This window comes from Chryseobacterium herbae, from assembly GCF_025154075.1.
Taxonomy (GTDB): domain Bacteria; phylum Bacteroidota; class Bacteroidia; order Flavobacteriales; family Weeksellaceae; genus Chryseobacterium; species Chryseobacterium herbae.
In genome coordinates this window covers 301,035-327,491 of record NZ_JAOAMU010000001.1, presented here as the reverse complement: position 1 = coordinate 327,491, position 26,457 = coordinate 301,035, and the positions used below count along the sequence as shown (strand labels likewise).

The 26,457-nt window shown below is 35.7% G+C and carries 23 protein-coding genes and 1 tRNA gene; 12 read left to right on the top strand and 12 right to left on the bottom strand.

Features of this window, described 5'->3' with window-relative positions:
• Positions 1–8: 8 nt before the first annotated feature.
• The 3 genes from N0B48_RS01380 to N0B48_RS01370 all read right to left on the bottom strand — a co-directional run bounded on the left by N0B48_RS01380 (position 9) and on the right by N0B48_RS01370 (position 2,278).
• The gene (locus N0B48_RS01380; protein ID WP_259836025.1) at positions 9–752 is read right to left on the bottom strand and encodes a dienelactone hydrolase family protein; all 744 of its coding nucleotides are present in this window, start codon (positions 750–752) and stop codon (positions 9–11) included.
• A gap of 194 nt (positions 753–946) precedes the next feature.
• Entirely contained in the window at positions 947–1,558 is a 612-nt protein-coding gene (locus tag N0B48_RS01375; RefSeq protein WP_259836023.1) for an HAD family hydrolase, read from the bottom strand.
• Between the two features lie 288 nt (positions 1,559–1,846).
• Complete coding sequence (locus tag N0B48_RS01370) at positions 1,847–2,278, bottom strand: type I restriction enzyme HsdR N-terminal domain-containing protein (protein ID WP_259836021.1); 432 nt, start codon at positions 2,276–2,278, stop codon at positions 1,847–1,849.
• Positions 2,279–2,285: 7 nt separating this feature from the next.
• Here N0B48_RS01370 and holA point away from each other — a divergent pair, with 7 nt between their 5' ends.
• The 3 genes from holA to trxB all read left to right on the top strand — a co-directional run bounded on the left by holA (position 2,286) and on the right by trxB (position 5,719).
• Positions 2,286–3,323, top strand: coding sequence for a DNA polymerase III subunit delta (gene holA / locus N0B48_RS01365; protein WP_259836018.1), 1,038 nt, complete (start codon positions 2,286–2,288; stop codon positions 3,321–3,323).
• 62 nt (positions 3,324–3,385) lie between these two features.
• Entirely contained in the window at positions 3,386–4,285 is a 900-nt protein-coding gene (locus N0B48_RS01360) for an alpha/beta hydrolase family protein (protein WP_259836015.1), read from the top strand.
• A gap of 492 nt (positions 4,286–4,777) precedes the next feature.
• Positions 4,778–5,719, top strand: a complete 942-nt coding sequence (gene trxB, locus N0B48_RS01355) for a thioredoxin-disulfide reductase (RefSeq protein ID WP_259836014.1) — start codon at positions 4,778–4,780, stop codon at positions 5,717–5,719.
• Positions 5,720–6,989: 1,270 nt separating this feature from the next.
• Here trxB and N0B48_RS01350 read toward each other — a convergent pair.
• Complete coding sequence (locus N0B48_RS01350; protein ID WP_259836012.1) at positions 6,990–7,349, bottom strand: helix-turn-helix domain-containing protein; 360 nt, start codon at positions 7,347–7,349, stop codon at positions 6,990–6,992.
• A 152-nt stretch (positions 7,350–7,501) separates the two neighbouring features.
• A complete protein-coding gene (locus N0B48_RS01345) occupies positions 7,502–8,467 on the bottom strand; it encodes a GTP pyrophosphokinase (RefSeq protein ID WP_259836009.1) in 966 nt (321 codons plus the stop codon).
• A 139-nt stretch (positions 8,468–8,606) separates the two neighbouring features.
• On the opposite strand from N0B48_RS01345, the gene N0B48_RS01340 reads away from it, so the two are divergent.
• A complete protein-coding gene (locus tag N0B48_RS01340) occupies positions 8,607–8,834 on the top strand; it encodes a glyceraldehyde-3-phosphate dehydrogenase (protein WP_259836006.1) in 228 nt (75 codons plus the stop codon).
• Between the two features lie 212 nt (positions 8,835–9,046).
• Positions 9,047–9,131, top strand: a tRNA-Ser gene (locus N0B48_RS01335).
• 176 nt (positions 9,132–9,307) lie between these two features.
• Here the strand turns inward: N0B48_RS01335 and N0B48_RS01330 are convergent.
• The 5 genes from N0B48_RS01330 to N0B48_RS01310 form a co-directional block, all read right to left on the bottom strand.
• Complete coding sequence (locus tag N0B48_RS01330; RefSeq protein ID WP_259836004.1) at positions 9,308–9,580, bottom strand: helix-turn-helix domain-containing protein; 273 nt, start codon at positions 9,578–9,580, stop codon at positions 9,308–9,310.
• A gap of 577 nt (positions 9,581–10,157) precedes the next feature.
• Positions 10,158–12,035 (bottom strand): gliding motility-associated C-terminal domain-containing protein, encoded by a 1,878-nt coding sequence (locus N0B48_RS01325; RefSeq protein WP_259836001.1) that lies wholly within the window; start codon positions 12,033–12,035, stop codon positions 10,158–10,160.
• A 13-nt stretch (positions 12,036–12,048) separates the two neighbouring features.
• Positions 12,049–12,978, bottom strand: a complete 930-nt coding sequence (locus tag N0B48_RS01320) for a T9SS type A sorting domain-containing protein (protein ID WP_259835999.1) — start codon at positions 12,976–12,978, stop codon at positions 12,049–12,051.
• 232 nt (positions 12,979–13,210) lie between these two features.
• A complete protein-coding gene (locus tag N0B48_RS01315; RefSeq protein ID WP_259835997.1) occupies positions 13,211–15,079 on the bottom strand; it encodes a M1 family metallopeptidase in 1,869 nt (622 codons plus the stop codon).
• A gap of 396 nt (positions 15,080–15,475) precedes the next feature.
• A complete protein-coding gene (locus N0B48_RS01310) occupies positions 15,476–17,731 on the bottom strand; it encodes an ATP-binding cassette domain-containing protein (protein WP_259835994.1) in 2,256 nt (751 codons plus the stop codon).
• Positions 17,732–17,780: 49 nt separating this feature from the next.
• Between N0B48_RS01310 and N0B48_RS01305 the strand changes: the two genes are divergently transcribed.
• The gene (locus N0B48_RS01305; RefSeq protein WP_259835991.1) at positions 17,781–18,203 is read left to right on the top strand and encodes a MarR family winged helix-turn-helix transcriptional regulator; all 423 of its coding nucleotides are present in this window, start codon (positions 17,781–17,783) and stop codon (positions 18,201–18,203) included.
• A 478-nt stretch (positions 18,204–18,681) separates the two neighbouring features.
• On the opposite strand, the gene N0B48_RS01300 is transcribed toward N0B48_RS01305, so the two are convergent.
• Complete coding sequence (locus tag N0B48_RS01300) at positions 18,682–19,035, bottom strand: DUF4377 domain-containing protein (protein WP_259835988.1); 354 nt, start codon at positions 19,033–19,035, stop codon at positions 18,682–18,684.
• An 87-nt stretch (positions 19,036–19,122) separates the two neighbouring features.
• The gene (locus tag N0B48_RS01295) at positions 19,123–20,109 is read right to left on the bottom strand and encodes a M12 family metallopeptidase (protein ID WP_259835985.1); all 987 of its coding nucleotides are present in this window, start codon (positions 20,107–20,109) and stop codon (positions 19,123–19,125) included.
• Between the two features lie 971 nt (positions 20,110–21,080).
• Here N0B48_RS01295 and N0B48_RS01290 point away from each other — a divergent pair.
• From N0B48_RS01290 to N0B48_RS01265, 6 genes are all read left to right on the top strand, one after another.
• Positions 21,081–22,292 carry a C10 family peptidase gene (locus tag N0B48_RS01290; RefSeq protein WP_259835982.1) on the top strand — a complete coding sequence of 404 codons (1,212 nt, stop codon included), beginning with the start codon at positions 21,081–21,083 and terminating at the stop codon, positions 22,290–22,292.
• Positions 22,293–22,525: 233 nt separating this feature from the next.
• Positions 22,526–22,759: a hypothetical protein gene (locus N0B48_RS01285; RefSeq protein WP_259835980.1), complete on the top strand. Its 234-nt coding sequence runs from the start codon at positions 22,526–22,528 to the stop codon at positions 22,757–22,759.
• Positions 22,760–22,771: 12 nt separating this feature from the next.
• On the top strand, positions 22,772–23,215 hold the full coding sequence (locus N0B48_RS01280; RefSeq protein ID WP_259835978.1) for an HsdM family class I SAM-dependent methyltransferase: 444 nt from the start codon (positions 22,772–22,774) through the stop codon (positions 23,213–23,215).
• Complete coding sequence (locus tag N0B48_RS01275) at positions 23,212–23,505, top strand: HsdM family class I SAM-dependent methyltransferase (RefSeq protein ID WP_349644525.1); 294 nt, start codon at positions 23,212–23,214, stop codon at positions 23,503–23,505. The genes N0B48_RS01280 and N0B48_RS01275 overlap by 4 nt, the downstream gene beginning before the upstream one ends.
• A 239-nt stretch (positions 23,506–23,744) precedes the next feature.
• Positions 23,745–23,882 (top strand): hypothetical protein, encoded by a 138-nt coding sequence (locus N0B48_RS01270; RefSeq protein ID WP_259835975.1) that lies wholly within the window; start codon positions 23,745–23,747, stop codon positions 23,880–23,882.
• 932 nt (positions 23,883–24,814) lie between these two features.
• Positions 24,815–25,927, top strand: coding sequence for a hypothetical protein (locus N0B48_RS01265; protein ID WP_259835971.1), 1,113 nt, complete (start codon positions 24,815–24,817; stop codon positions 25,925–25,927).
• Positions 25,928–26,457: the final 530 nt, after the last annotated feature.

The following is a 26,457-nucleotide window of genomic DNA, read 5'->3' as shown; positions in this document are numbered from 1 at the left end:
AATGAAATTTATTTCAGTATTTCCTTCAAAAACATCACCGTATGATTCCAGGCTCTTTTGGCCATCACTTCATTGTAATCCGGTGACTTCGGATCGGTGAATGTATGCTTGGAATGGGCATATGTGATGATCTGCCAGTCGGCGTTTCCTTCATTCATTTCCTTTATTAAATTATTGTAATCCTCAGGAGTTACACCTTTATCATCCGCAGGGTTTTCAACTAAGATTTTCGTGGCAATAGGTCCGTTTTTTCGGGTCTGATCTTTTCCGATACTTCCGTGAATAGACACAACACCGGCAACAGGAAGGCTTCCTCTGGCAGATTCTAAAGCACCTGTTCCACCAAAACAATATCCAATCACGGCAATTTTATCAGAAATGGCTCCATTTTTTTTCAATTGTTCCAAAGCTAAAGAAATACGTTTCTGATAAGCATCGTAATTTTGTTTATAATATCCTGACGTTTTACCTGCAGAAGCATTATCTGCCGGAATATTTCCTTCACCGTAAATATCAGCAATGAAAGCAATATACCCTTGTTTTTCAAGTTCGGCGGCAGCAGTTTTAGCTTCATCATCAATACCTTTCCATGCGGGAAGGATCAGAACTCCCGGAAGTTTTTTACCTGCGTTGGAAGTCACCAGGCCATTCAGTTTCTGTGAACCGTCCTGATAAGAAATCGTCTTAAGTTTCTGGCTGAAAACGGTTCCTGTGCTCAAAATGCATGCGGTTAATAAAAGGGTTCGTATCATAATTGTAATTTAATTAAAGTATAAAATGTAGCTGATTGTACTGTCGCTATTGTCATTGCGAGGAGCGAAGCAACGAAGCAATCTCTAAAACATGAGTTAGGCTCATTCCATTTGCAGACATAAAATCCTCATCTAAATTAATAAAAATAACTTACGATGAGGATTAATAGTATATTATAAAAAGAAGGAACCGTTTAGAGCTTAATTCCAAGGTTGGCCAGTTCCTGCTCCAGATCCGTATCAGGATTGATTTTGATGGTGGTAAAGCCTAAAGTCTTAGCCATTTCAATATTCTTTGGATTATCATCAATGAAAACAGATTCACCTGCCTGGATATTGTATCTTTCCAATAGTATATGCCAGATTTCCGGATCCGGTTTGATCAGTTTTTCTGTTCCTGAAACCACAATTTTCCCATTAAATATTTGAAAAAAATCGTAGTTTTCCAGCGCATAGGGGAAAGTTTCTTCGGACCAGTTGGTCAGCCCGAACAATTGATAATCGGTGTTTTTTAAACGTCTTAAGATGTCTACATTTTGTGGGATATCACTTTTCAGCATCACCGTCCAATTGTCGTAATAGGCTCTGAGTTCCTTTTCCCATTGCGGGAATTTTTTCACCTGAATATCGGTACCTTCTGCCAGACTTCTTCCTTTATCCTGTTGCTCATTCCATTCAGACTGAGCAATGTTTTCCAGAAAGTATTCCATTTTCTCATTGTCATTGAAATAATCTTTGAAAAAATACCTCGGATCCCAATCCATTAAAACGCCACCAAAATCGAAGATGATATTTTTAATTTCCATATATGTTTTTAAACTTTTTGATTTTATTGAACTACAAAAATCGCAAAAGTTTTGCTATTTAAACCCTTTAGAATACTTAAATTTTAAAAGATCCTTATTCGGTAAACACTGGGTTCATATAAGCTGGACATCTTAAAGCGAAGCTAAACTTAATATACTTAAAAGCTTAATGATCCTTAATGGTTTAAAATTTTCCCTCGCGCAAATTAAAGAGATCAGGCAGATTTTTCTATTACTTAAGTGTTCAAAAACTTTTGTGCCTTTTGTGGTTAAAAAAAAATCAGCAGTTTACTCAGGTTTATAAAAAATATACTGCTCATTTTCATAATACGCATTAATGTGGTGCAGCCCATTCGTCAGGATAATTTCTTTTGCTCCGATGATGGAATTATACCTCGCAGTCTGTTCAAATGTTTTCTCTGTCAGTTTGATCTGTGGGGCTTTGCATTCGATCAGGATTACGGGTTCGGTTTTTTCTGTTACCAGAAGGTCGATTCTTTTGGTAAGGCCGTTCAGTAGGATCTTTTTTTCAGTGATCAGGGCAGATGGAGAATAGCCTTTTACCGTAAGATAATAGTGGATCCAGTGCTGGCGTACCCATTCTTCAGGAGTGAGCAGAAGGTAAGTTTTGCGGACTAAGTCATAAATAAAAAACTTATCTTTGTCTTTCTTGAATTTAAAATCAAAAGTTTCCTGAAAATTCAGTTTTGGAAGTTCCATTAATAAGATGAAAGAATTAGATTTAATCCTCAAAAATATTAAAAATAAAGAAGTTTTACCTATTTATTTTTTCCACGGAGAAGAACCTTACTTTATTGATGCTGCCGTAAAAGTGCTTGAACACGATTTTCTGGAGGAAGATGAAAAAGCGTTTAACCAGACTGTAGTGTACGGAAAAGATACATCCTATCAGGAGATTCTTTCCCTTGCGAGACAGTTCCCGATGATGGGTGACAGGCAGGTGATTATTGTAAAGGAAGCTCAGGATCTGAAATTTAATGAGGATGAAAACCGCATTCTGGAAACCTATGTGGACAATCCGGTTCCTTCAACGGTCCTTGTTTTTGCCCATAAACATAAGAAGCTGGACAGTAGAAAAAAGGCGACAAAAGCACTGGATAAAGCCAAAGCACTTTTCTTAAGCGAATCAGTAAGAGACTCCAATCTTCCAAAATGGATCGCTGATGAATGTGCAACGCTGAAAATCAAAACGGCCCCAAATATTTCCAATCTACTGGCAGAATATCTAGGAAACGACCTTTCAAGAATTGCGAATGAGCTGAACAAGCTGAAGATCATCCTTAGAGAAGGCGAAATGCTGGATGGTACGATTGTAGAAAACCATATCGGAATCAGTAAAGAATACAACGTCTTTGAACTTCAGAAAGCTTTAGGGACTAAAAATGCAGATGCCGCTTTCAGGATCGCTCATTTTATGGGCAAAAATCCAAAGAATAATCCTTTTGTCATGATGCTGGCGAATCTGTATAGCTACTTTTCTAATGTGATCATTTACCAAACCATGGTGGGACAATCACCACAGGCTATTGCTTCACAAATGGGCGTTAATCCCTATTTCATCAAAGACTATGCGGAAAGTGCGAGGTTATATCCTTTAAAGCATGCCACCAGAGTTATTTCTATCTTAAGAGAATTTGATATGAAAGGAAAGGGCCTTGGAGCAGTGAATATGAGTGAGGCTGAACTGATCAAGGAACTTGTGTATAAGATTATCAATGTGGATAAGATTAAGATGAAAGTGTAAGGAGTATGAGTGTGGGAGCGTTTTAGAATGGGAGTGTTTTAGGGTTTTATTTTTTTGCTGATATGAGAAAAAGTGTTTTCCTTACTGTTTTATCTGTGTTTTTAATGGTTTTTGCAACGCAGAATATTTTTGGACAGACGATAGAGGGTAGTCATTATGAATTAACTGTTGCCCCGGATCAAAAAGCGGTTCTTATTTTATTTCCCTGTTTTCCCTGTAATATAGAACATACAAAAACTGAAGCCGGATTTTTGAAAGGCATCGACAAGAAAGGCATCACCACGATTCTTTTAGACTATAATCAGAAATTATTTTTAACGGAATCCGAAAAGCAGGAGTACGCAAAAACTTTACACAGGATTTTTAAACGCAACAAAATTTCGCCCGATAATATATACATCGGAGGTTTTTCCGGTGGAGGAAATGTCGCCCTTCTGATGACGGCTTTCCTCATTAAAAATCAGGATCCTCTACAACCCAAAGGCCTGATGGTAGTAGATTCTCCCATCGATCTTGAAAAGCTCTATGATAACGCCAAAAAAGATGTAGCCAAAAATGCAGATCCCGAAGCTGTAGAAGAGGGAAGGTACCTGACGGAGCTTCTTGAAAAAGAAATAGGAAAACCGGATACCAGCCGTGAAAAATATAAAATGTTTTCACCCTATTTAATGTCTGCATCTCCTGATGAAGGCAATATCCAATATTTAAAGAATATTAAAACAAGATTGTACTGCGAGCCAGACCTCAAATGGCAGCTTGAAAACAAAAACAGAACCTACGAAGAACTTAACGCCTACGTACTGGAAAAAGCCTATCAGACATTACTGAAAGCAGGAAATACACAGGCTGAACTGATCCAAACCAAGGACCGAGGCATCCGAGCTAACGGAACAAGACACCCGCACTCCTGGAATATCGTAGACGGAAATGAGCTGGTGAAGTGGATGGTGAATTTTAGGTAGCAGATATTAGGTAACAGGTAGCAGGTTGTAGGGATTAGGGATTAGGGATTAGGGATTGTGCCGAAGGTTGAAATGATGGTCTTTCGATTTTACTCAACAGATAGGATACAAGACATCAGTTAAGAAACAAGACATCAGATATCAGACGCTGAATTCATTAACTTAATTACTATGAGCCCGCAACAACTAACAACCTCTCAAACCAAAAAAACTCGTATCCCGAAACCCGAAACCCGCATCCAAAGTATCTTAACCCTAAGAACCCGCAACCCGCAACTAGCAACGCTTCCCAAACTCATTTACTCTAAAACCCTCAAACTCTCCGACTCTCAAACTCTCCAACTCCGAAACCCTCCCACACTCAAACACATACCACCCAATTGACAGTCTACATATTTCATATTGACAAGTATCATTAAAAATACTTTAATAAAACAGTAAAAATTACGAAATTAGCGGTCTGAATTAAAATCTTTTTGAACAAAGTAAATTATGGAACAAAACATTTTAGATTGTGTGATCGTTGGATCCGGGCCTTCTGGCTTTACAGCGGCTATTTATGCGGCAAGAGCAGACTTGAAACCAGAATTATACACAGGTTTGGAGCCGGGCGGACAATTAACCACAACTACGGAGGTTGATAACTTTCCAGGATATCCGGCAGGGATTACAGGGCCTGAAATGATGATGGATCTGCAGAAGCAGGCGGAAAGATTCGAGACTAAAGTTCATTACGAAATGATCACTAAAGCTGAATTCTCCAAAGAAGAAGGCGGTGTTCACAAATTATACGCAGGAAATAAGGAAATCCTGGCCAAAACGGTGATTATCTCTACCGGGGCTACAGCAAAATATCTTGGCCTTGATGATGAGAAGAAATATGCAGGAGGTGGTGTTTCCGCATGTGCTACGTGCGACGGATTCTTCTACAGAGGAAAAGACGTGGTAGTAGTAGGAGCAGGAGATACAGCGGCAGAAGAAGCGACTTATCTTGCAAAGCTTACGAAAAAAGTAACGATGCTGGTAAGAAAAGACGTGTTCAGAGCTTCTAAAGCCATGATCCACAGAGTGGAAAATACACCAAATATCGAAGTGAAATTCAATCATGAATTAGTAGGCATTGAAGGTGAAAACAGCCTGGTAGAAAGAGCAATGATCATCAACAATCAGACTCAGGAGAAATCTTCAGTTGATGTAGACGGGATTTTCATCGCCATCGGTCACAAGCCGAATACCGATATCTTCGTTGGACAGATCGATCTTGACGAAAACGGATATATCCTTACTGAAAAAGGATCTACAAGAACCAATCTTCCGGGTGTATTTGCGGCTGGAGATGTTCAGGATCATATCTACAGACAAGCGATCACTGCTGCAGGAAGCGGATGTATGGCTGCGATGGATGCAGAGAAATATCTTGCTGAATTACATTAATATTCAGTTTTTACAATATAGAGCGTACCCGGTGGGTGCGCTTTTTTGTTTTACTTTAATCTGTGAAATATGCTCAATCTATTGGAGATATAAAAATTGAACCATTAAGGTATTTTAAGGTTTTAAGAATAGTAAGCGGAGCTTCGCTTTAAGGCGCAATGCTTAAAAATCTGCGTCATCTGAGAGATCTGCGGGATATAAAAAATACAAAACCACAAAAGTCTCAAACGCTTTTTTAAACACTTTAGTTATTTTAAAGTTAAATACATTGTGGATAAGAAGTACGCTTAAGTTTTTATGAAAATCTTTGATTTTCTGTTTATGTGAACTTACAGTGTTCAGGATGATAACACTTTTGAAACTAAAGTGTTCTAAATTGTTTAGCAGTAAAATATTTTGTGACTTTTATGGTAAAATAAACCCCGCAATTTCATAAAAATATTTGGTTTTCCATTGAACGGAAACTCATTATATTCAATAGGAACGGGCTTTAGCCCGTTTAAATAGATGTCAAAATTTCATCCGGCTTTAGCCAAAGCTTATAGCTTCAGTTTTTGATCTCCCGCAGATTTCTCAGATGACGCAGATTGTGACGTCAGTTTTGAAGGTTTTAGCCTTCAGGCAGCTCTAAACTCCCTCCTGATGGTCTGTAAACGGGCTCTCTCCGGTTCCTGAAGTGGCTACAGGCTCTTTGTAAGTGTCTGTAGGCCGTTACTGAACGACCTAGACCCGGTTGATGAACGGGTTTTATCCACTTATGGAAGGGGAGATACCCCCTTGGGTAAGGGGGTAGAGGGACTTAGGCAAGGGGCTGCCAACGGTTATGGAAGGGGGCGGAGGCCTAGTAGATGACCGGAAGAAAAATTCCTCCGACCATGAATACCCAAAAATGGAATCTTTTAAAGTTTTACATGATCAAAAATGATAGTTTTTTTTAAAATTTTTTATCGCAAAGAAAGACAAAGATTATATTATTAAATTTTTTAGGAAAGACAAAGCCGCTTCGCTTATTCTAAGAAATACAACAATAGGAATTGCCCTTGTCTTACATTGATAAGTCTACGCCTTTGTTTATCTTAATAATAGCATTTAAAGAAAATAGATCATCGTCTTCTTTTGCGATAAAAAATAATTAAAAAAAAATGGATACTAAGAATCTAGTGTTGGCCGGAAGAAAAATTCTTCTGACCAACACTAGTTGGAGGGCTAAAACAAAAAAACTGCTTCCGATGGAGCAGTTTTATTTTATAATGAGTTCTGTTGTGCAGATCTATTTTCTGGATTTTAATTTCTTATTTTCAGCGGTTAGGGCTTCTATCTGTTGTTTCAGGAGGTTGATGTATTCCTGCTGATTTTCTAAGATATAATCCGGGATGTTGTAATGATTATTTAGAAACGGACCTGAATTGGTAGACGAGTCATTGAAATTGACGGTATTACCAGGTTTCTCTTCTTTAATGTCTTCTACCTTTACGTCCAAAGCTTTAGCCAGCTTCTCCCACTCATCATCAAATATTCTGACATCACCGCTTTCTTTACGGCTGTAGTTGGATACATCGGTAGCGATAATATTGGACATATACTCCTGCGTATAGCCTCTTTGTTTTCTTAGAGTTCTTAGCTTTTCCATAGAGTGCGGTGTGTTTTGTACAAATATAGAAAAAAAATTATCTACTTTTTGAAGCGATTAAAGAAGTGCTAAAAATCAACTTATATTAAATTTTTTCTTTGCAATTGAGAAGGATATTAAAAAATAAGAGCCACAATTAAGGAGCTGTCTTATTACGGATTTCCATACAAAGTATGCCATTTATTATGATCGTAATTAAATAAAATATATTCGAGAATTCCAGATACAGTATCTACAATAAGAATATCATATTCAATCCATTCATCGCTTTTACTGTGTCTTATATTGGCTTTGTTTTCTGAAAATTTAATATTTTCTCTAATAAGAGATTCTAAATCTTCTACTTTAATTATATCGAAATTAAAAAGGTCTGATAATAATTCAGAATAGTTCTCAACATCTCTTAGATAATCCTCAGGAAAAGCTTTATCGAGAACGATCTTTAGTATTTCCATATCTAATTTTTTATCTTCCCCCAAATTTTGGACAATTGTTTTATTATATTCATCTCTTTCAAATAATGTTCTTTCAAGTTCTAAATCCACAGTTTCTAATAAGGCAGCCACTCTTCCAATTGTTCTCAGTATCTCTTTAGGAACATTATTAGTATTTTTATATTGTAATGCATTGGAAGTTTCTGCCCAATTATGCTGAGAAAGCGTTCTAATCTGTATTTCAGCTTCGTATTTATCTAGATTCTTAAAAGTGGGGACGTTACACCATTCTTTATTTATCTTTATAATATAATGTCTTGAAGAATAACCGAATTGGTCATGTGAAAGTTTATCAATAGTGTCATATTTCTTTATCACTTCAAAGTTATCCTCTATTAGGTTATTTACTTTCTCAATGTCACGCTTAAATAGCATTACAATTCTAAATCCCACTAAATCTTGAAGCTCCAGTATGCTTTTTTTAATTGTAAACCTTTTCGATTCATGTTTTTCAATAATAGAATTAACTGTTTTAACTCTGAATTGTATTGGAAAACCAAGGGTTATATTGTTACTTGAAAGTATTTCCTGGATTTGTGTTATTAAGGCTTTTTCAAATCTTATAAGATCATCATGTAATTGTTTATATTCTGTGTCAATTTGTTCTTTATTTAAGGCAGCCATTTATCATTAGTTTTCACAAATATAAAAAAAGCTATCAAAGAGATTAATTAATTTATAAGAATACTTAAAGTTATTCCCTAATATTTCTGATTCCACTTAAACTAAAATCCCTAAATTTATCCCCCAATCAAAAACAAACATGCACAACAAAATCATAAAAATAAAACACGTCACAGGAACCTACATCATTGATGTAAAGGAGGGAAAACTGAATGAAATGCAAACTCAGCTGGACAAATGCCTGAACGATGAGCAGGGTGCCATTGTTGTGAAGGGAGAAAACGGAGATCAGTTTGTATATCCGGCGGATCTTCTGAAAAACAGCTTTATTTCCATAGTGGATAGGGAAGAGGTGAAGCGGCTCTAAGCAAAACAAAAGTCCCCAAGGTATTTTGAGACTACAGTTTTAGTTCAGGAACCGAATGCAGGAAGATTGTTTCAACAAATCGCTAAAAAATAATTCCCCTGATTTTAAGCCTATTATTAAGTTTAGTTAAAATTTATCAGGGAAAAGTTTTGCAGAAATATAAAATCGTTTTATATTTGCACCACTGAAAACAACGGTATAGCCGTGATTCAGGAGAGATGGCAGAGTGGTCGATTGCGATAGTCTTGAAAACTATTGACTGTAACAGGTCCGGGGGTTCGAATCCCTCTCTCTCCGCTGAAAAGCAAGAGTAAAACTCAAAAAATGCTTAAAAGGTATTAAAACCTGCAATTTTAACTAATTGCAGGTTTTTTGTTTTTGGGCAGTATAGCCAAAATTTCAAAAGCACTCATAAACTATATGGCAACTTCGTGGCACTTTTGAAATCTAAAAATAAATGCCACTGCTCACAATTATTTGTTGTCATCTCCAAATAGTTTTAGTAAATCGGTTCTGCTATAGTAATAGGACCCCATCACTTTCCGGAAGCGGATTTTTCCGGCAATACGAATATTTTGAAGTGTAGCAGGAGAAATATCCATTATTCGTCGAACTGATTTACTACGGAGCCATTCTTGAGGCTCCTTCCCATTTTCTGTTGTTATTTTTTTGTTGATTATTCTTTCAAGATCGTGCAATAGCTGAATGCTTAACTTACGTAGATCATCTTTGGTGACTTGCTCCATTGAGTAATATCTTTAGCTGGGTAAATGTATTTGCTAATAGATATTAACTGTGATCATCTGTCTTTTAATGTCCTTTGTAGTCATTTTTTGGCGCCAGAAAACGTAGTACTTTTTTCTAAAAATGTTCCTGTTAAGTGATTATGACAGGACCTATCTTCGAATACTTTTGTGACTGATTTGATGCAGTTATTTCGCTTAAGTGACTGATGGATATGGCGATATACATAAGTTATTTGAAAACAATTGAAAACAAGATAAGAGCTACAGGATCGATTACGTTACAGGTCTGTTATAATCCATATATACTTTCCCATTTTTCAAAAAAACATAAGATATCTTATGAACTTTGCAACCAATAAGTTAGATCCGTTTTTGCCATGGAGTTTTTTTTAAAGCACTAATTATGTATTTAAATCAAATCAAATAAAACGTTAAAATATAAATTAAATTAGTACTAAGGGCTCTAGGGATGACAATTTAATTCAGCTTCTTTATATATGAGTATTCAGTTCATGCAGAAAAAGAATACCCGACACAAGTGGCGGGTATTTTTCAAATAATTTTATTTTAAATAAGATTATTGTATAAAGCTTACATCACCTGTAAAGTTTTCGGTACCACTACAATTGGTAAGTTTAAGATTCCATGAATATACACCAGGAATATTAACATATGGACCAGGATTACCATTAGCATCAGGTGTGTATCTGCCGTCCCATCTAATCTGGCCATTATAAAAACCTAAACATGTTGTTTCATACTTGTAATAAACACGATTTCCCCACCGATCATATACACTTAGCTCATACGAAAAAGCATTGTAAGCAGGTGCAGCATATTGATTCATTAGCGTGTTATAAATTATAAAAGGATTGGTCACAGACATGGCTGTGGGTTTAAACAAACCAGGAAAAGAACCTGTAAAAACAGGAGGTTTGATAGTTGCAGTATTGGTTCCGCAAACACTTGTTATGGTAACCGTAGAGGTAGTATTTCCCGTAACAGCGGATGTATCGCTTGTACTGCCTGTACTCCAGGAATATTTAACATTGCTCGTAGCCTGCTGCATATGGAAACTGTAATCCGGTCCCACTTCAGCTTCTGTCCCACAAAGTTTTATCCAGGGATCAAATCTTACTGTACCTAACCCCGTACAATTATTATAGCTTACACAAGCAAAACCTCCTTTTACATTTTGAATAACAGTAACATAGACCCATTTTTCGTTTTTGCAGCCTTTGTAATCAAATGCAATACGATATCTAGTACATCTGGTAGGGGTTACTGTAATCTCGTTATATGGAATAAAGGGGCCGCCTGGAGGACCAGTAAATGACAACGATCCATTACCAATAAAATTACCGTTTTCATCATACCATTTATAATTGGTTACTATATCATTACCTTGAGCAGTAATATTGGCACTTAATTTAATACTTGAACCACAACAGATCACCTTATTACTTGTTTTAATGAGAGGATATTCAATTTTGACAATTTTAGAGGCTTCCACCCAACCACTGGTACAATTACGAACCCTAAGTCTAACTTTATAATAATGACCGGATTGTAAATTAGGCATATTAGACCGAAGACTAAAATTGCCTACCGGTCCGTTTTTTACTATTGCAAAAGGTGGAGTTCCGATCAGGTTGCCAACGGCATCACATTCCTGAGCTGACCATACATATTGAGATTCATTTGAGGTACTACTGCCGTCAAAAAGAATTGGATCCTCAATATTACAGGCAACATAAGGTCCGTTGAGAACAGGCACAGAGAGTAAAGGCTTGCATACGGCATCGATATAAGCATAACCAAAATGCTGACCCTCACTACAATCTGCTGTCGCAAAATAGATCGTAAGCTGCTGTCCAACATATTGGGAAGGTATGGAAATACATTGCGTCTGCCATTCCTTCCAAGTAAGAGGACTTCCACTATAGATCATGGATCGGAAAAATGGATCGGATACATCCGCATTTATTTTAACAGGAGCATTTACCAAATTGCCAGGAACTGTACTGTTAGCAAGATCATTGGTCGTACTAATCCAGAAGCTGAAGAATCCATTAAGATTGGGATCCGAGTGAGCACCTTGTAAAACCAACGCGTACATAAATGATAAGGTATTGCTGGCCGTAAAAGTATAAGACATAATCTCAGCACCTTTACCCTGAGTCGTATTTCCAAGACGCAATGCACTGCTCCCTTCAGCAACCATTGGTAAAGAGCTGCCTACAATTGGATCGTTACCAGTATTTACAACAGCGTGTTGATCCGGAGCAATACCTTGTGTAAAAGTAGATAAGTTCAACGTACCTCCAACATTATTTCCTTTATATCCTTGCCAATTGGTTAAATTGTTCATTTCAAGATCTCCATTGGGACATTGTGCATAAGTGCATGCCATATTTAACAGCATACAGGCTAAAAGTATAATTAATTTTTTCATAATTGACCGAAATTTATTGAACAATGATTTTACGAGTAACAGACGCTTGTCCCTGAGCATTGAACTGTATCAGATAATTGCCGGCTGGAAGGTTGATGTTGTGTTGAATAGTATATTTCCCACTCTTGATCTGCTTATCACTGAATACTGTATCTGCAGTACGGCCATTCATATCTACGATCTGGAGACTGGCCTGGCTATCTTTTTCAACCTGATAGGTAATATTAATCATATGTTTGGCAGGATTGGGAGCTACAAGGAGTGGAAATGTGATAAGGGATCTTCCTGTACTCACAACCTTATATTCAGACTTTAAAAATCCTACTGTTCTGTCAATATAATATACTGTAGCAAGGGTATTGCCTGTAGCATCACGGAAAATATAGTAAATATTATCATAATGATAATCACTTTCTGTAATCTTATTCTTTAATGTGTACTGGTCAATGATCTCATGAACAGTAAGGCCCTTATGCATTTGCCCATCAAAAATAACATCACACCCATCATAATGACGAGCCTGGGTATTATGACCTGAAGGTGCTTTTACATTTGTTTTATAATCTTCGTTTAAAAAAACATCCGCAGGAAAATAATCCTGACCGGTCAATACTTCTTTGATTTCTTTTGAATAAAGTTCAATTGGCGTTGCATTCGTAAACTTTCTTTGGATATTAGCAGAAAGATCATTACGCTCCTTACCATACAAGGAAATTATCTCATTAGCTGGATAAGGTTTTTCATGTACAGATTCACTGATTTTAGTCTGTGCTCTAAAATGAGGTGAGGATAAAGAAATAATTGTAGAACAGAGTAAAAATAGAGGAATCTTTTTGAAGCATCTTTGTTTTACATCGGTGAATAAATCAGATCTTTCATTTTCTGCTGTTGAATCCAATAAAACAGAATGTTTTTTAATGAATTCGTACTCTTTTGTTTTCATAGTGATATTTGATTGTTTAAATTTTAAAATTATCAAACAATCAAATACAGTGTTAGTAGAAATAATTAACTGTATCTCCCAAGCTAGTAAATGTATTTTGTTTTCCCTTAAGTGTGAATTTTTTTTTGGTTCACAAAAATTTAAAATTGCGTAAATATTTTGGATGAAAATAGCTAGGAGTTTTAAAATCCTAATGTATCAAGAAGAAATGTTTCTAAAAAAGAATTTTAGCTTATTTGAAAATTTTTGTATTGTCTTCTGGATTATAATCCATAAAGATTCCACCGTCTAGGGTTATGGATTTTATTTTTTTTATGGCTTGAAGTTTTATTATTATCTTTTTCTGATTTTTCTCCCAAACTACTGGTGAAAAGTGAGTTTTTGTATTGCTTCCGTCCTGATATAAAATAATAGCATCAAAAGGAATGGCAAATCCTCCAGGGTTTTCAATGTTCACTGAGAGTTGTTCACCACTGTGTTTTGTATATGCAATTTTTAAATCGATATAATAATTACTGAAAAACCAATTGTTCCAAAACCAATTCAGGTTTTTTCCAGATCCCTTATTCATGGAATTAAAATAGTCCCATGGAGTAGGATGCTTGCCATTCCAATCGTTGATATAATGATGAAGTGCTTTTTTAAATAATGTATCACCAAGATAATTCTTCAATGCCAGATAAGAAAGTGAAGCTTTTCCATAGGTGTTGTTTCCATAAGCACTTCCACTGAGTTGCGTACTCATTGAGATAATAGGCTGATCTTCTTCTGCTGATGGATCGTTAATCCATTGTTTTACATTGTATTTCTGGTAAATATTTTTGGATGTTTCTTCACCATGTTCACTTATTCCAATAAGATATTCGAAGGTAGAAGCCCAACCTTCATCCATAAAAGCATACCGGGTCTCATTGATTCCCATATAGAAAGGAAAATAAGTATGAGCCACTTCGTGATCCAATGTCAAACGGGAATCAATAAGATTATCAGGAACACTGCCGTCGTTCACCATCATTGGATACTCCATATCTGCAAAGCCTTGAAAAGCCGTCATTACAGGATAAGGGTATTCAATACCCGGCCAGTTTTTGTAGAACCAATCAATGTCGTATTTCATCCAGTCTGTATAGCGCTCGAAATCCTTAGCTCCAGCATTGTAAGCAGTTTGTACACTTACCCGTTTTGTCTTTAAAGGAACACTCGCTGCATCCCATACATAATGATTACTAAGGGCAAAACAAAAGTCTGTAATATGGTCAGCTTTAAATTTCCAGGTGTTCCAGTCTTTTTGTTGGGTGACCATTCCTGTTTGCATTTCTTTGGCATCAGCAATGTGTAAAACCTGATCACTCATCAGGGATTGTTTGAATCTTTTGAGTATTTCAGGCTGTAAAACTTCCTCAGGATTGAGAAAATTTCCTGTAGCCCATACTACATAATTTCTAGGAGCTGTAATGGAAAAAGTATAATCATTGAAATCATTATAAAATTCCTGCCGGTTAATATGAGGGAGGATGTCCCAACCATTATAATCATCGTACACTGATACTCGTGGATAAGAGTAAGCACAGTAGAAAGTATTTGAGTCAATTTGTCCTTCTCGTCCGCTCTCTACAGAGAGCGGATATTGCCATTCTATCTGAAGGGTAGCCTGAGATTTCGGAAGCAATGGAGTTTTAAGTTTAATGTCTTTAACTGTTCCCCATTCTTCATTATTTACTTCATATTTTATTCCATCAATAAGGATTGATTTGATCTCAAGCCCGGTTGTAAGAAAATCTTTAGATACCAGCCCAGAACGTGGGGCTTCAGGTTTATGAAGGTTATTGACAAATCTGATGGCAATAACTTTCAAAGTATCTGGGCTATTATTAGAATATTGAATTGTTTCGTTACCTGAAACTACTTTACTTATGGCATCAACCTTTGTTTGAATATTGTAAATTCCTGTATTTTGCCAGTAATTAGAACCAGGAGATCCCGATAGGGAACGGGTTTCTTTTTTATACGCCTTCTTAATATTCCTGGGGACATACAAATCTTGCGCAAAGAGACTACTGGAAAAACAAAGAAGAAGAAAAAGAATACTATATTTTTTCATTAATTTCAAATTGTTTATTGGGTTATAGTATTCATATGTAAATCATTGAATAGTATGTAATTATTTTTATTAAGTTTTTATTTAATCCGAAGTTCGGAATAAAAACTTAATAATAGGTGTTTTTATATTGTTTTAAATGATTTTAATATAAAATAAATTAAACTTTCTCATTCTCTCTTTTGAAGGCTGATTTTTCAGACCCTATAATGACGTTTTACCATAAAGGAGAATTAAATGGGGGTATTTTAAATTCGGGTAAAGGATATTTAAGCACAGGAATAGATTTTGAACCAGTTAATGCTTTAAATAGATCGGGGAAGGTTTGGAAAATAGAAATCCCTTAAAATAAGGCAATCAAGACAGGAATTTTTACTTTGGCTTTATGCATAAATAAAATTATTTTCCTTTCAGATGCTTTTTTAGATAAATAGATGTTGCAGAATTTTTTGCAGACAACAAATTTTCTACAGTTCCTTCGAATACAATCTTACCACCCAATTTTCCTGCTCCCGGACCAATATCAATAATCCAGTCGGCCTGAGCAATGATATCCAGATTATGTTCAATAACGATGAGGGTATTTCCCTTATTAACCAGTTCCTCAAGGAAAGATAGGAGCTTTTCATTATCAATAGGATGAAGTCCTGTGCTGGGTTCGTCTAAAATAATGATTTGATCGGTATGATTCAGTTCTTTGGTTAGCTTTAAACGCTGTCTTTCACCACCTGAAAAACTGTCCAGCCTTTGTCCCAGCGTCAGATAGTCTAATCCTAATTTAATCAGCAGACTAAGTTCATGTTCAAAACCGGATTTCGGGAAAAAGTGAAGTGCTTCCAACACGGTCATATTCATAATGTCAGCGATATTTTTTTCTTTGTATTGATAGTGTAAAACTTCAGGCCTGTATCCTGATCCGTGGCAGACTTCACAAGGCTGTTCAATATCATCCATAAAAGCAAGGTCTATTTTTTCAACTCCTAGTCCTCTGCAATTCGGACATGCGCCTTCTCCGTTTCTGCTAAAAAGTTTTTCAGAAACATTGTTGGCATTTGAAAAAAGTTTCCGTACGGTATTTGACAGGTTGAGATAGGTTAAAAGATTTGAGCGGCTGCTCGCTGTGAAAACGGACTGATCTACTACAGTCACCTGAGGGTAGAACAAAGGTAAAACTTTATTGATCAGTGTGCTTTTTCCTGAACCCGCTACACCGGTTACTACGGTCATGATTCCGGTAGGTATTTTGATATTGATATTTTTTAAATTGTGAAGACGACCATTTTTTATTTCAAGAAAGCCTTTTGCCGTTCTGGGATTTGTATTATAAACCCTTTCTTTGCTGAAATAGCTGGCCGTTTTGCCTTTCGCATTTTTTAAGCTTTTAAAGGTTCCCTGATACATGATTTCACCTCCGTTTTTTCCTGAACCGGGTCCCATATCAATGATCAGATCTGCTATTTTGATGAGATCCGGATCATGCTCCACAATCAGGACGGTATTTCCCTTGTCCCTTATTTTTTTGATGATATCCACAATTTGGTCAATATCTTTCGGATGAAGACCAATACTGGGTTCATCGAAAATATATAATAAATCCACAAGACTATTCCCCAACTGTTTGACCATTTTTATCCGTTGGGATTCCCCTCCTGAAAGCGTGTCTGTTTGTCGGTCCAGGCTCAGATACTGTAAACCTACATCAAGGAGGTTTTGAAGTTTTTTTTCAAGTTCCTGTATGACAGAAACATATTTTTTAGAAGGTATTTTCTGGATAAAACTGAGTAAATCATCGATGGATAAAGCCGTACAGTCTGCAATATTTTTACCGCTTATTTTACTGGTCAGTACTTTTGAATTGAGACGCTGTCCTTTGCAGACAGGGCATTCTTTAGTAATGATGACTTTCTTTAAAATATCTTTTCTGGTTACATTCTCTTTTGAATCTTTTTTTAGAAATGAGTTTTCAATTCTTGGGATGACTCCTTTATATTTTACGGTCTTTCCCCATTCTTTATTGGGTTTTTTAGGGATGTGCTCTTCTGCATTCAATAATAGTTCCCATTCGTTTTTGGTGAAATCACTGAGTTTTTTATCATTATCAAAGTAGCCTGAATGAATATAGCGGGTCAGCCTCCATCCACCGGGCTGAAATGTCGGAAACTGTATGGCACCTTCGTTCAGCGATTTGTTTTTGTCAAAAAGAGTGTCAACATTTACCGTCTGTACGTAGCCCAATCCTTCGCACTCACGGCACATTCCCTGTGGATTGTTAAATGAAAATACGTTGGAGTATCCAACAAACGGTTCTCCAATTCTGGAAAAAAGTAATCGAAGAGAAGCATAAATGTCCGTAGCGGTTCCGACTGTTGAACGTGCATTTCCACCCAATCTTTTCTGATTGATAATAAACGGAACATTCAAATTCTCGATTTTATCAACATTGGGAACCCCGAAATGTTGCAAACGGTTTCTGACAAAGCTGTTTTGTGTTTCGTTAATCTGGCGTTGTGCTTCGGCTCCAATGGTTTCAAATACCAAAGATGATTTCCCGGATCCGGATACTCCCGTGAAGACCGTTATTTTGTTCTTTGGGATGCGTAATGAAATATTTTTCAAATTATTCTGTCGGGCGTGGGTAATAATAATCTCTTTCATGATAATTTTTATTAACTTTGTTAATAGTTAACTAAGTTAAGTATTTTTCATGAAACAAGAGAATGATGATTTTTTTGATGTCTTTACAGATTTGCAGTGTTTTATACTGGCGAATATGAATAAAGGAAATATCAGTGGGGTAACGGCAACTCATTACAATATAATAGAATATGTATACCGAAAAGAAGAGGTGACGGGAAAGCAGATATCTAAAGCCTTTAATGTGAGCCAGGCTGCCGTGTCAAAACAGATCAGATTTTTAATTAATAATGATCTCATCAAACAGAAACAAAGCAGCTCCGACAGAAGAATATTTAATCTCTCTGCGACAGAAAAAGGTCAATTTTTGATCAACAATTCTGAGGATTTCCGAAAAACGGTAACTGATCAGGTCTCGGCTGTCTTAGATCATGCTGAATTGCAGACACTCACAGTGCTGTTGAATAAAGTTTTGAAAAATATTAAAATATAAAAAAGAACACTGGAATCCGGATCTCTTTCTGTCCGTAACCATGGGGAAATAGTATTTGGTCTGAGCATTAAATCTGCTAAAAAAATGTTCGAGGATAATCCTGTTATGTCACTTAAGGAGACACCAATGGAACATTACCGGTTATTGGTATATGGAATAATACCACTGGAGGCTGGATGGCAAGAGTAAATGATAATTATGTTGCGCTAACCGGCGGATTGGAAACTTATACTTTAATTACCTCCATTCCGATGTTGGCAGCAAGCACTTATTCTTTTAGATCTACAAATACACAAGATTACACACTCAAGTATTTAAGCACGGGCTCTACGGGTTCAGGTCCTGTTACGCAGGTTTCTGTAAAACGATTGAAATAAGTATACATAAAAAATTATCCAGCCATAATTACTTAAATGGCTGGATAATAATAATTGAAGATTGAAGCCCAAGTTTTTAAGGCGATCCTTAAGTAAGGTGGCTAATCAACTTTTACTTTAGAGATGACTTTTATAAGCTCATATTCTGTATCACTTCCATCAGAAGGAGGATTTGCAATTTTGATTAACCTTAAATTTACCCTGTATTTGTAACCTGGTTCATAATCAAATCCTGCTATAGTGCCCTGGCCGATAGTATAACTATTTGAGTGGCCAGATTCTGTAACGGTCAGACATTTTTGAGAAGCCGGTGAATTAAATGTTACATTACACTCCACATAAGCAGATGATATGTCAAATTCTGCTTCTCTGACACTGGACTCATCATCCTTACTACATCCAACAAATAAAAGCGAGAGAAATAAAATATTGATTACGATTATAAAATTTTTCATAAAATATTATTTGGTTTAATCACTGCAAAGTTATAAATATATCTCTTGTATGTGAAATGTTTTTATTTTTTTTCTTGTAAAAGATGCTTACTGATATCTACTATGGTCATTAGGTATTCTTCCTCCGGCCGGGGGGTAAGGATTCCCGTTATTGAGCTGAGCTTGAAACTGTTGTCTTTCCTGAGCGGTCATAACAGTGTTGTCAGTTTTATAAACAATATCGGCAAGTTCCCTGTAAACGTCAGACCTTGCAATATAAGGGATATACAGGTTATTAACCCATTTCCTATCCGTCCCAGAGGTAACATCATTTCCAGAAAACGTGCTGCCGTCTGATTTTCTGGTCATTACTATTAAATTAGGACTACTGGCGAAAGCTTGCGAATCATAAATCATGACAGACTGAAAATCAACTGCTCCGATCTGATGATAATTGGTAGTCCGTCTGTTGAAGTTATAACGTTTTTCTGGCAGTACATTATTGAGGTTTAAATTGATAAAATTATCTCTGTCATTAGCGTTATGCTCATGATCCAGTCCGATAGCATGTCCCAGTTCGTGAATTCCATTGCCCACAACTTCAGGGAAAGCCCAAGATGCACTCTGAATCTTTAGTTCCTGTCTGCCGCCATTTGCATTGCGCCCGATTTGCGAACTGTTAACATCGTTGCCGTTTACAAATTCAATATAAGGATAGGCAAAACCATAGGTAGGATCAACTGTTGGCATTCCCGTAGCGTTATAGAAACGCACATTTGAATTGGCTTCCCAATGCTCAATGGCAAGCCTCATAATTTCTCTTTGTACCGATGAGAGACTCGGTCCATATACATACCTTACCATAGCCCACATATTATATGAAGTGGGGTATTGCCCTACTGCTTTGCCTGCATCTGCTGATAAGGGCATGCCAGTAACAGGGTGTACTTTAAGTTCAGGTCCGGGAGGCGCAGAATTTGGCGGCGTTATATCACCATGTTCCTCCAGCGATTTCAGTTGAAGATCAGATAGGAGAATGTCATCAGACAGGTAATATTTTCCATCTTTTAGCAGAACTTCAACTCCTGATTTCAAGGTGACAATTTTGCCATTGGAGGTTATCAAAGTGTTGGATTCATTTTGCTCAGTAATACTATTGTCTTGATTACAGGATGTAACAAGAAATAACATAACCAGACTTGCCATTAAAAGGCGATAACTGTTTTTTAACATGTTTAAATAGGTATTAGTTAGTTGCCCATTGAACGTTGGGCATTATACGTTTTCTTAGAATAATCCACCTCAAGATTTATGTGATGATCCAAAGTCATAATACTTAGTATTTACAAGTGTTTGGCAAATTGGTTATTTAGCAAATTGCAAATAAATAATTGGGTAAGTCCAAAGATGGGGTGCATATTAATGATTGGCACAACGATAAACGCAGGCTGAATTAATACAAAACGATCATATTATAAAAAAAGGTCGATACGGTACATTAAGATGGTACATCCTAATAAGGAATAAATATCAGCAAGAATTGCTGTGACATTCAAATTGATCAGAATTTTCACATAGATTTTCTGACGGTAGAAATAATTCACTACATGGTGTAAATATAGTAAAATGAATAATATATATTGAAATTCTGTAAAAATTTTAATTATAATGTATTTTCCTATTCTCTAATTAGCAGAAATATGGTTAATCCTGTAGTTATTTTAAGGCTTTGATCCATAGGAATAACAAGGTTAGACACAATAAAAATTGGAGTAGATCGTCTAGTCCACAAAATAAAGCGACAAATTTTAAATCTAGTAAAAATCTCAAAAAGGTATTTGAGCAGAAATTTATCACATTCTTCTGTGTAATAAAATGACAACTGAGTCGCTATTTGTCGGTGTTACTTTTGAGCATTATTTCTGAGGTTTATTATAAGACCAGTCGGAAAGATAACCTTCAATTACTTAAAAGTGTAGTTATTAGAAGTAAATAAACATTAGATTGTTATTTTAATTAACTTAGAAGTGAATTATATTCAATATTAATCTAAACTAATAATCATTATGAAAGTATTTAAGTACCTTTTAATTTTTGTTGCCTGTTTAGGCCTTCTTTCATGTCAACAAGATGATATGTCGATTAACAAAAATGAAAAATATGGCGTTACCGTAAATGATGCCAGAAAACTGGCAGGTCTTGCATCCCAGATATCCTTATCTGGATCGAAACAGGCGAGCGGAAATAACAGAGAATTAAAAGAACGTCAAATCAAGGAGGTTCTTGCTTATCCCAATGCGAAAACCCCTGCGTTTTACATAATCAATTATGTTGATAATAACGGGTTTATACTTTTGGCAGCAGATAAAAGATCAGTACCTGTTCTTGCATCCTCTGCGAAAGGTAATTTTGTTTTGAACGATAAAACTAGTCCCGAACTAAAAAACTGGGTAGATGTTACTGTTACATATGTTCAAAATATAGAAACCAATACTGATAGGGCGGTCAATACTTCTAATGTGAATCCATTGTGGGATGGACCATGTCCTTCAGCAGTATTTAGAGGGCTAGACCCTGAATTTTCAGTAAAAACAGTTTGCGAGGTCGAACCATGTGATTATCAGGAGATTAATATCGCACCCAAAATCAATTCGGCTTGGGGCCAAGGTGTAGGCTATAATGACCAGTTACCATATATGTCATGCATGAATTATAGCAACGGAAAGCCTCCCGTAGGGTGTGTTGCTACCGCTATGGGACAAGTTATGCGGTACTATAGTTATCCATCACAATACAGCTGGAATGCTATGCCACTTACATCGCCTTCAGCTGAAACAGCAAAATTGATGAAGCACATTGGCGATGCCGTTGACATGGACTGGACATGCAACGGATCTGGTGCAAATACGCAAAATGATGTTGCTAGTGCATTTAAAAATACTTTTGGTTACAGTTCCGCAAAATATATGGATTTTAATGGAGATAAAATGTTGACTGAATTGCAGGCAGGCAGAGTTGTTATCATGAGAGGTGGACAGAATGTAAACGGCTCCTATACAAATGGTCATGCCTGGGTTGTTGAAGGAGCAAAATTAGCTTGGTCCTGCAACTGGGATTATGAAACAGGGCAGATTATAGCTGCTTATGGCTACCTTTACGGTTACATGAACTGGGGCTGGAATGGCTTGGATAATGGTTATTATCAGACAAATTATTTGAATAATACAGGTGGTTCCTTTAACTATAAACAAGGAATGGTATATGATATTCGTCCATAATTTTATTTATATTAGACGATATGAAATTAATATGTTTGGTAGCTGTTTTCTTAACATTCGCATCGTGTGAGAAAACGGAAGGAAGCGGAGGATAGGTAGTTTTTATAATGACGAGAATAACCGCGTACTTACCAAATTCAAATTCAATGGTGTTGAAGGCGGATTGAAGGAAAAAGAAGGAATCGTAATTGTATGAGAATAATATCCTGAAAGCTGTTTATCAATCACAAAAAATGGCAGATGAGTACGAAAAAAGTCCACAAAAAAAGATTTCTGGAATACCGAATAGTTATAACTGGGGAAGCTTAGTTAATAAAAAAGGTTCGAAACTTAAAGAACATTATGAAATTCTCCTAGACACCCTCGGTAAAGAGCCTGGGATGCTAGGCCAGATATTTGCAAAAGCTCAAAATAAAATACAAGATTCTGCTAAATTGGAACGTTTGGTAAAAATGATTGGAATATAGTCTTGGGTACAGATGGATACTGATACAAAAGGAGATATGTATGAGGGGCTTTTGGAAAAAAATGCGCAGGACACAAAGAGTGGAGCAGGTCAATATTTCACGCCAAGAGATCTGATAAGAGCAATCGTGGAATGTATAGATCCACATCCTATGAAAACTATCGCAGATCCAGCCTGTGGAACAGAGGGATTTTTTCTTTCTGCAATTGAACATTTACAGAATAACAGTAAATTAAGTAGAAAGGAAAAGCTTTTTTTGGAAAATGAGACCTTTTATGGATGGGAAATAGTTCCTTCTACACGCAGGCTGTGCTTAATGAATCTCTTTTTACATAACATCGGTGATCTAAAAAGTAAACCACCGATTTACTGTGGGGATGCTTTGAAAAATGAGCCAATCCAAAAGTTTGATCATGTGTTAGCAAATCCGCCGTTTGGAAAAAAAGCAGTGTTATAATACGAAATATTGACGAAGATGATAACGAAGACTTAACATACAATCGAAAAGACTTTTGGGTAACTACAACTAACAAACAGTTTAATTTTTTGCAACATATTGTATCAATGCTTAACGTAACTGGTAAAGCTGCGGTTGTTTTACCGGATAATGTTTTATTCGAAGGAGGAGTTGGAGAGGCGGTCAGAAAAAATCTATTAGAGAAAGTTAATTTGCACACCATACTGAGGTTACCTACAGGTATTTTTTATGCAAATGGAGTAAAAGCTAATGTATTATTTTCGATATAAAATCTGAGTCAAAAAGAGCAAGCAAAGATGGGGTCTGGTTTTATGACTACAGAAGTAACATTAGGCATACACTAAAAAAGAATCCTCTTAAATATGAAAATCTTAGTGGATTTGTGGAATGTTTTAAAGCAAAAGATCGAAGTAAATGTACGGAATTTTGGTCCGAGAATAATTTAGAAGGAAGATGGCGGAGATTTACTTATGAAGAGATATTAGCAAATCCAAAAACTTCCTTGGACATGACTTGGCTAAGAGATGATGAGATGCTGGATCTTGATAATTTACCTGAACCGTCTGATTTATTAAACGAAATTGTAGATGATATTGAAATTGCATTGGCAAGCTTAATTAAGATGAAAGATTCACTACTGAGATAGGAATATCTACTTAATCTTTTATTAGCTAAGGGTTCCTGGATAATTAAAATTTGTTGTTAGCTAAAAAAAGTATTAAATTTGCTGCAAGAAATTAACGCGTTCTTTGATTCAAGTTGTAATAATTTTGCAGGAATAAGAAATTTTATTATTTGAGTCTATACTATAGAATTGTGGCAATTTCATGGCACTTTTAGATTCATTTAGAAAAAGCAGCATAAACAGAGCATTTACAAGAGAGGTTCGAATCCCTCTCTCCGCAAAAAAAACCTTAGGATATTTTATTCTAAGGTTTTTTTATTTCTGAATGACGTGTAATAGTCACTTTAATAACATACCAACGTTGGCTCAGTTTCAAAACTTGGGGGCTAGGCAAAAAGAGAAATTAAGATCTTAAAAGATGGCGTGCTTAAAGAACTTAAAAAAATCAATTTATTGATTTCTTCATTCATAACAATAAGCATACTGCTTAAATCCTTAATGTTTAAATTAAGAAATAGACTAAAGTTTATTGAGGTTAAGAAAATTAAGATCAATTTTAAACAGACTCTTATAGGTTTGATTGTATTTATTTTACTTCCCAAGTTTTGAAATTGAGCCTGAAATTTCCAAAAACGCTAAAAAATAATGGAACCAGAAAAAGGCTGGTCACTGATTTATTTTCCATTTTAGAAAAGGTAATTTTATTCGGGTTTTGACTGTCTACCAATTCGTATTTTTTTTTAGAGCTCCTACTCATGATCTTTGGCATCCATGAAAGTTTTTTTATTAATTACTTAATTCATAAATAAATATTTATCTTAGCGAGCAATGTCACGAAATGTGGATATAGGTGTTTTTTTTACGAAGTTTTTATATCTTTTGTTTCGTGGAAAATATTGCTAGGCGTCATTTTGTAAAAACAATAACCAAAAAATATTAATTTAAAAAAATCTATGAATTCAGCCGAAGTAATAAATAGTACAAAATGGGTTTCGAAATTTTCATTATCATTTTTAGCCATTGTTGGTACCACAAATACTGCTCTTTTTATCATCTTACCTCTTTTACCTTATGAAATTTCACAGTTTATATTTCCTGTAGGATTTTTAGCATTAGGATTGTCCATACTATTCTCAATTGGTTTTTCTATTTATTGGCACAGAAAAGAAAATAACGGAACTTTTAATTCTATACCATATATTTCCTGGTTTTCAACACTGTTACGGTATTGGATGGCGTTTCTACTGTTGGATTTTGGCTTTCAAAAAATATTTGAAGTCAACTTTAATTATTCATATCATATAAATGATTCTTTATCAGGCGTATTAACGGGGCCGGAATTAACCTGGAAATATTATGGATTTTCTTACGGACTTGCTGTGATTTTGGCCTTGTTTCAAATAATTGGTGCTATTCTTTTGCTATTCAAACGTACCACTTTATTAGGCATTACCATACTTTTACCTGTCATGCTGAACATTGTTTTGATTAATGTTTTTTATAGTATTGGCCCAATTACCTTATTTACATCTATCCTGATAACATTAGGCTTGATTAATCTGTTTTTACAGCAAAAAGTTGATATCATAAACTTCTTTAATCAATACAAAAACAGACTGCCATCCATTGGTAATCATTTTTCACGCTCAATCGCTCGTGTGTTATGTATTCTAATTCCTTTATTGTTTGTTATTTACTATAATTATGACGTCCACCTTTCAAAAAAATATTTTGGAAAATGGAAAGTCACATCCATGACACGTAATGGAAAATTGGTTAAAGAAAATCAATGGCAACAGGATACTTTGGCCTGGAAAACAATTTATATTGAAGAAAGAGGGAAAATGTATTATTGTCCGAATCCATATATGTATGTGGAGAATACTTCACTATTTATGAAATATCATCACGATGATAAAGAACAGAATTTTAAGGTTATATCTTACGAAAAGAATCCGAATAAACCTGACACAATTCCTGTTCAGATTAACAATTTTAGAAATAACTCAATGCAATGGAAAATGATTTTATACAAGGACACTATTCAAATGGAACTGAAGAAATAAAATCTTTAACAAAAAACGATGCCTGGCAGCAGTTTGATGAGATTGCGATAGTCTTGAAAACTATTGACTGTAAAAGGTACGGGGGGCGAGTCGCTTCATCCGCTTAAGATATACCAAAACCTTTAGATTCAATCTGAAGTTTTTTTTGTTTTTATCTACTTTATTATACCCTATGTGATAAGAAAAAATCAAATGATTTTTTAAGTTGTCCGTCTTAACGCGAAGCTAAAACCTAATTTTCTTAAAAGCTTAACAAAATCTTAATGGGGTGAATTTTTTCTCTCGCAGATGATATGGATAGAGCAGATGTGCAAAAGTAAAAATCTGCATCATCTGATTAATCTGCGTGAAATTTAAAAATCATGTGATCAGTATCCATTCCCTTCATCAGAATCAATGATGTTGGTTCCGTCTTTATTTTCCTTTACAGGCCGTATCATAATTTTCTTTGCGTTAGAAAAATAAAACCGAGATTTTAAGCCTGTCCAAAATTAATGAATAGCTTCTAAATGTTAAGCTATTGATTGAAT

Bases quoted from the DNA above. Each gene is read 5' to 3' on its own strand.
- N0B48_RS01380 (WP_259836025.1), bottom strand. From the start codon at position 752: ATGATACGAACCCTTTTATTAACCGCATGCATTTTGAGCACAGGAACC.
- N0B48_RS01375 (WP_259836023.1), bottom strand. From the start codon at position 1,558: ATGGAAATTAAAAATATCATCTTCGATTTTGGTGGCGTTTTAATGGAT.
- N0B48_RS01370 (WP_259836021.1), bottom strand. From the start codon at position 2,278: ATGGAACTTCCAAAACTGAATTTTCAGGAAACTTTTGATTTTAAATTC.
- holA (WP_259836018.1), top strand. From the start codon at position 2,286: ATGAAAGAATTAGATTTAATCCTCAAAAATATTAAAAATAAAGAAGTT.
- N0B48_RS01360 (WP_259836015.1), top strand. From the start codon at position 3,386: ATGAGAAAAAGTGTTTTCCTTACTGTTTTATCTGTGTTTTTAATGGTT.
- trxB (WP_259836014.1), top strand. From the start codon at position 4,778: ATGGAACAAAACATTTTAGATTGTGTGATCGTTGGATCCGGGCCTTCT.
- N0B48_RS01350 (WP_259836012.1), bottom strand. From the start codon at position 7,349: ATGGAAAAGCTAAGAACTCTAAGAAAACAAAGAGGCTATACGCAGGAG.
- N0B48_RS01345 (WP_259836009.1), bottom strand. From the start codon at position 8,467: ATGGCTGCCTTAAATAAAGAACAAATTGACACAGAATATAAACAATTA.
- N0B48_RS01340 (WP_259836006.1), top strand. From the start codon at position 8,607: ATGCACAACAAAATCATAAAAATAAAACACGTCACAGGAACCTACATC.
- N0B48_RS01330 (WP_259836004.1), bottom strand. From the start codon at position 9,580: ATGGAGCAAGTCACCAAAGATGATCTACGTAAGTTAAGCATTCAGCTA.
- N0B48_RS01325 (WP_259836001.1), bottom strand. From the start codon at position 12,035: ATGAAAAAATTAATTATACTTTTAGCCTGTATGCTGTTAAATATGGCA.
- N0B48_RS01320 (WP_259835999.1), bottom strand. From the start codon at position 12,978: ATGAAAACAAAAGAGTACGAATTCATTAAAAAACATTCTGTTTTATTG.
- N0B48_RS01315 (WP_259835997.1), bottom strand. From the start codon at position 15,079: ATGAAAAAATATAGTATTCTTTTTCTTCTTCTTTGTTTTTCCAGTAGT.
- N0B48_RS01310 (WP_259835994.1), bottom strand. From the start codon at position 17,731: ATGAAAGAGATTATTATTACCCACGCCCGACAGAATAATTTGAAAAAT.
- N0B48_RS01305 (WP_259835991.1), top strand. From the start codon at position 17,781: ATGAAACAAGAGAATGATGATTTTTTTGATGTCTTTACAGATTTGCAG.
- N0B48_RS01300 (WP_259835988.1), bottom strand. From the start codon at position 19,035: ATGAAAAATTTTATAATCGTAATCAATATTTTATTTCTCTCGCTTTTA.
- N0B48_RS01290 (WP_259835982.1), top strand. From the start codon at position 21,081: ATGAAAGTATTTAAGTACCTTTTAATTTTTGTTGCCTGTTTAGGCCTT.
- N0B48_RS01285 (WP_259835980.1), top strand. From the start codon at position 22,526: ATGGCAGATGAGTACGAAAAAAGTCCACAAAAAAAGATTTCTGGAATA.
- N0B48_RS01280 (WP_259835978.1), top strand. From the start codon at position 22,772: ATGGATACTGATACAAAAGGAGATATGTATGAGGGGCTTTTGGAAAAA.
- N0B48_RS01270 (WP_259835975.1), top strand. From the start codon at position 23,745: ATGACTTGGCTAAGAGATGATGAGATGCTGGATCTTGATAATTTACCT.
- N0B48_RS01265 (WP_259835971.1), top strand. From the start codon at position 24,815: ATGAATTCAGCCGAAGTAATAAATAGTACAAAATGGGTTTCGAAATTT.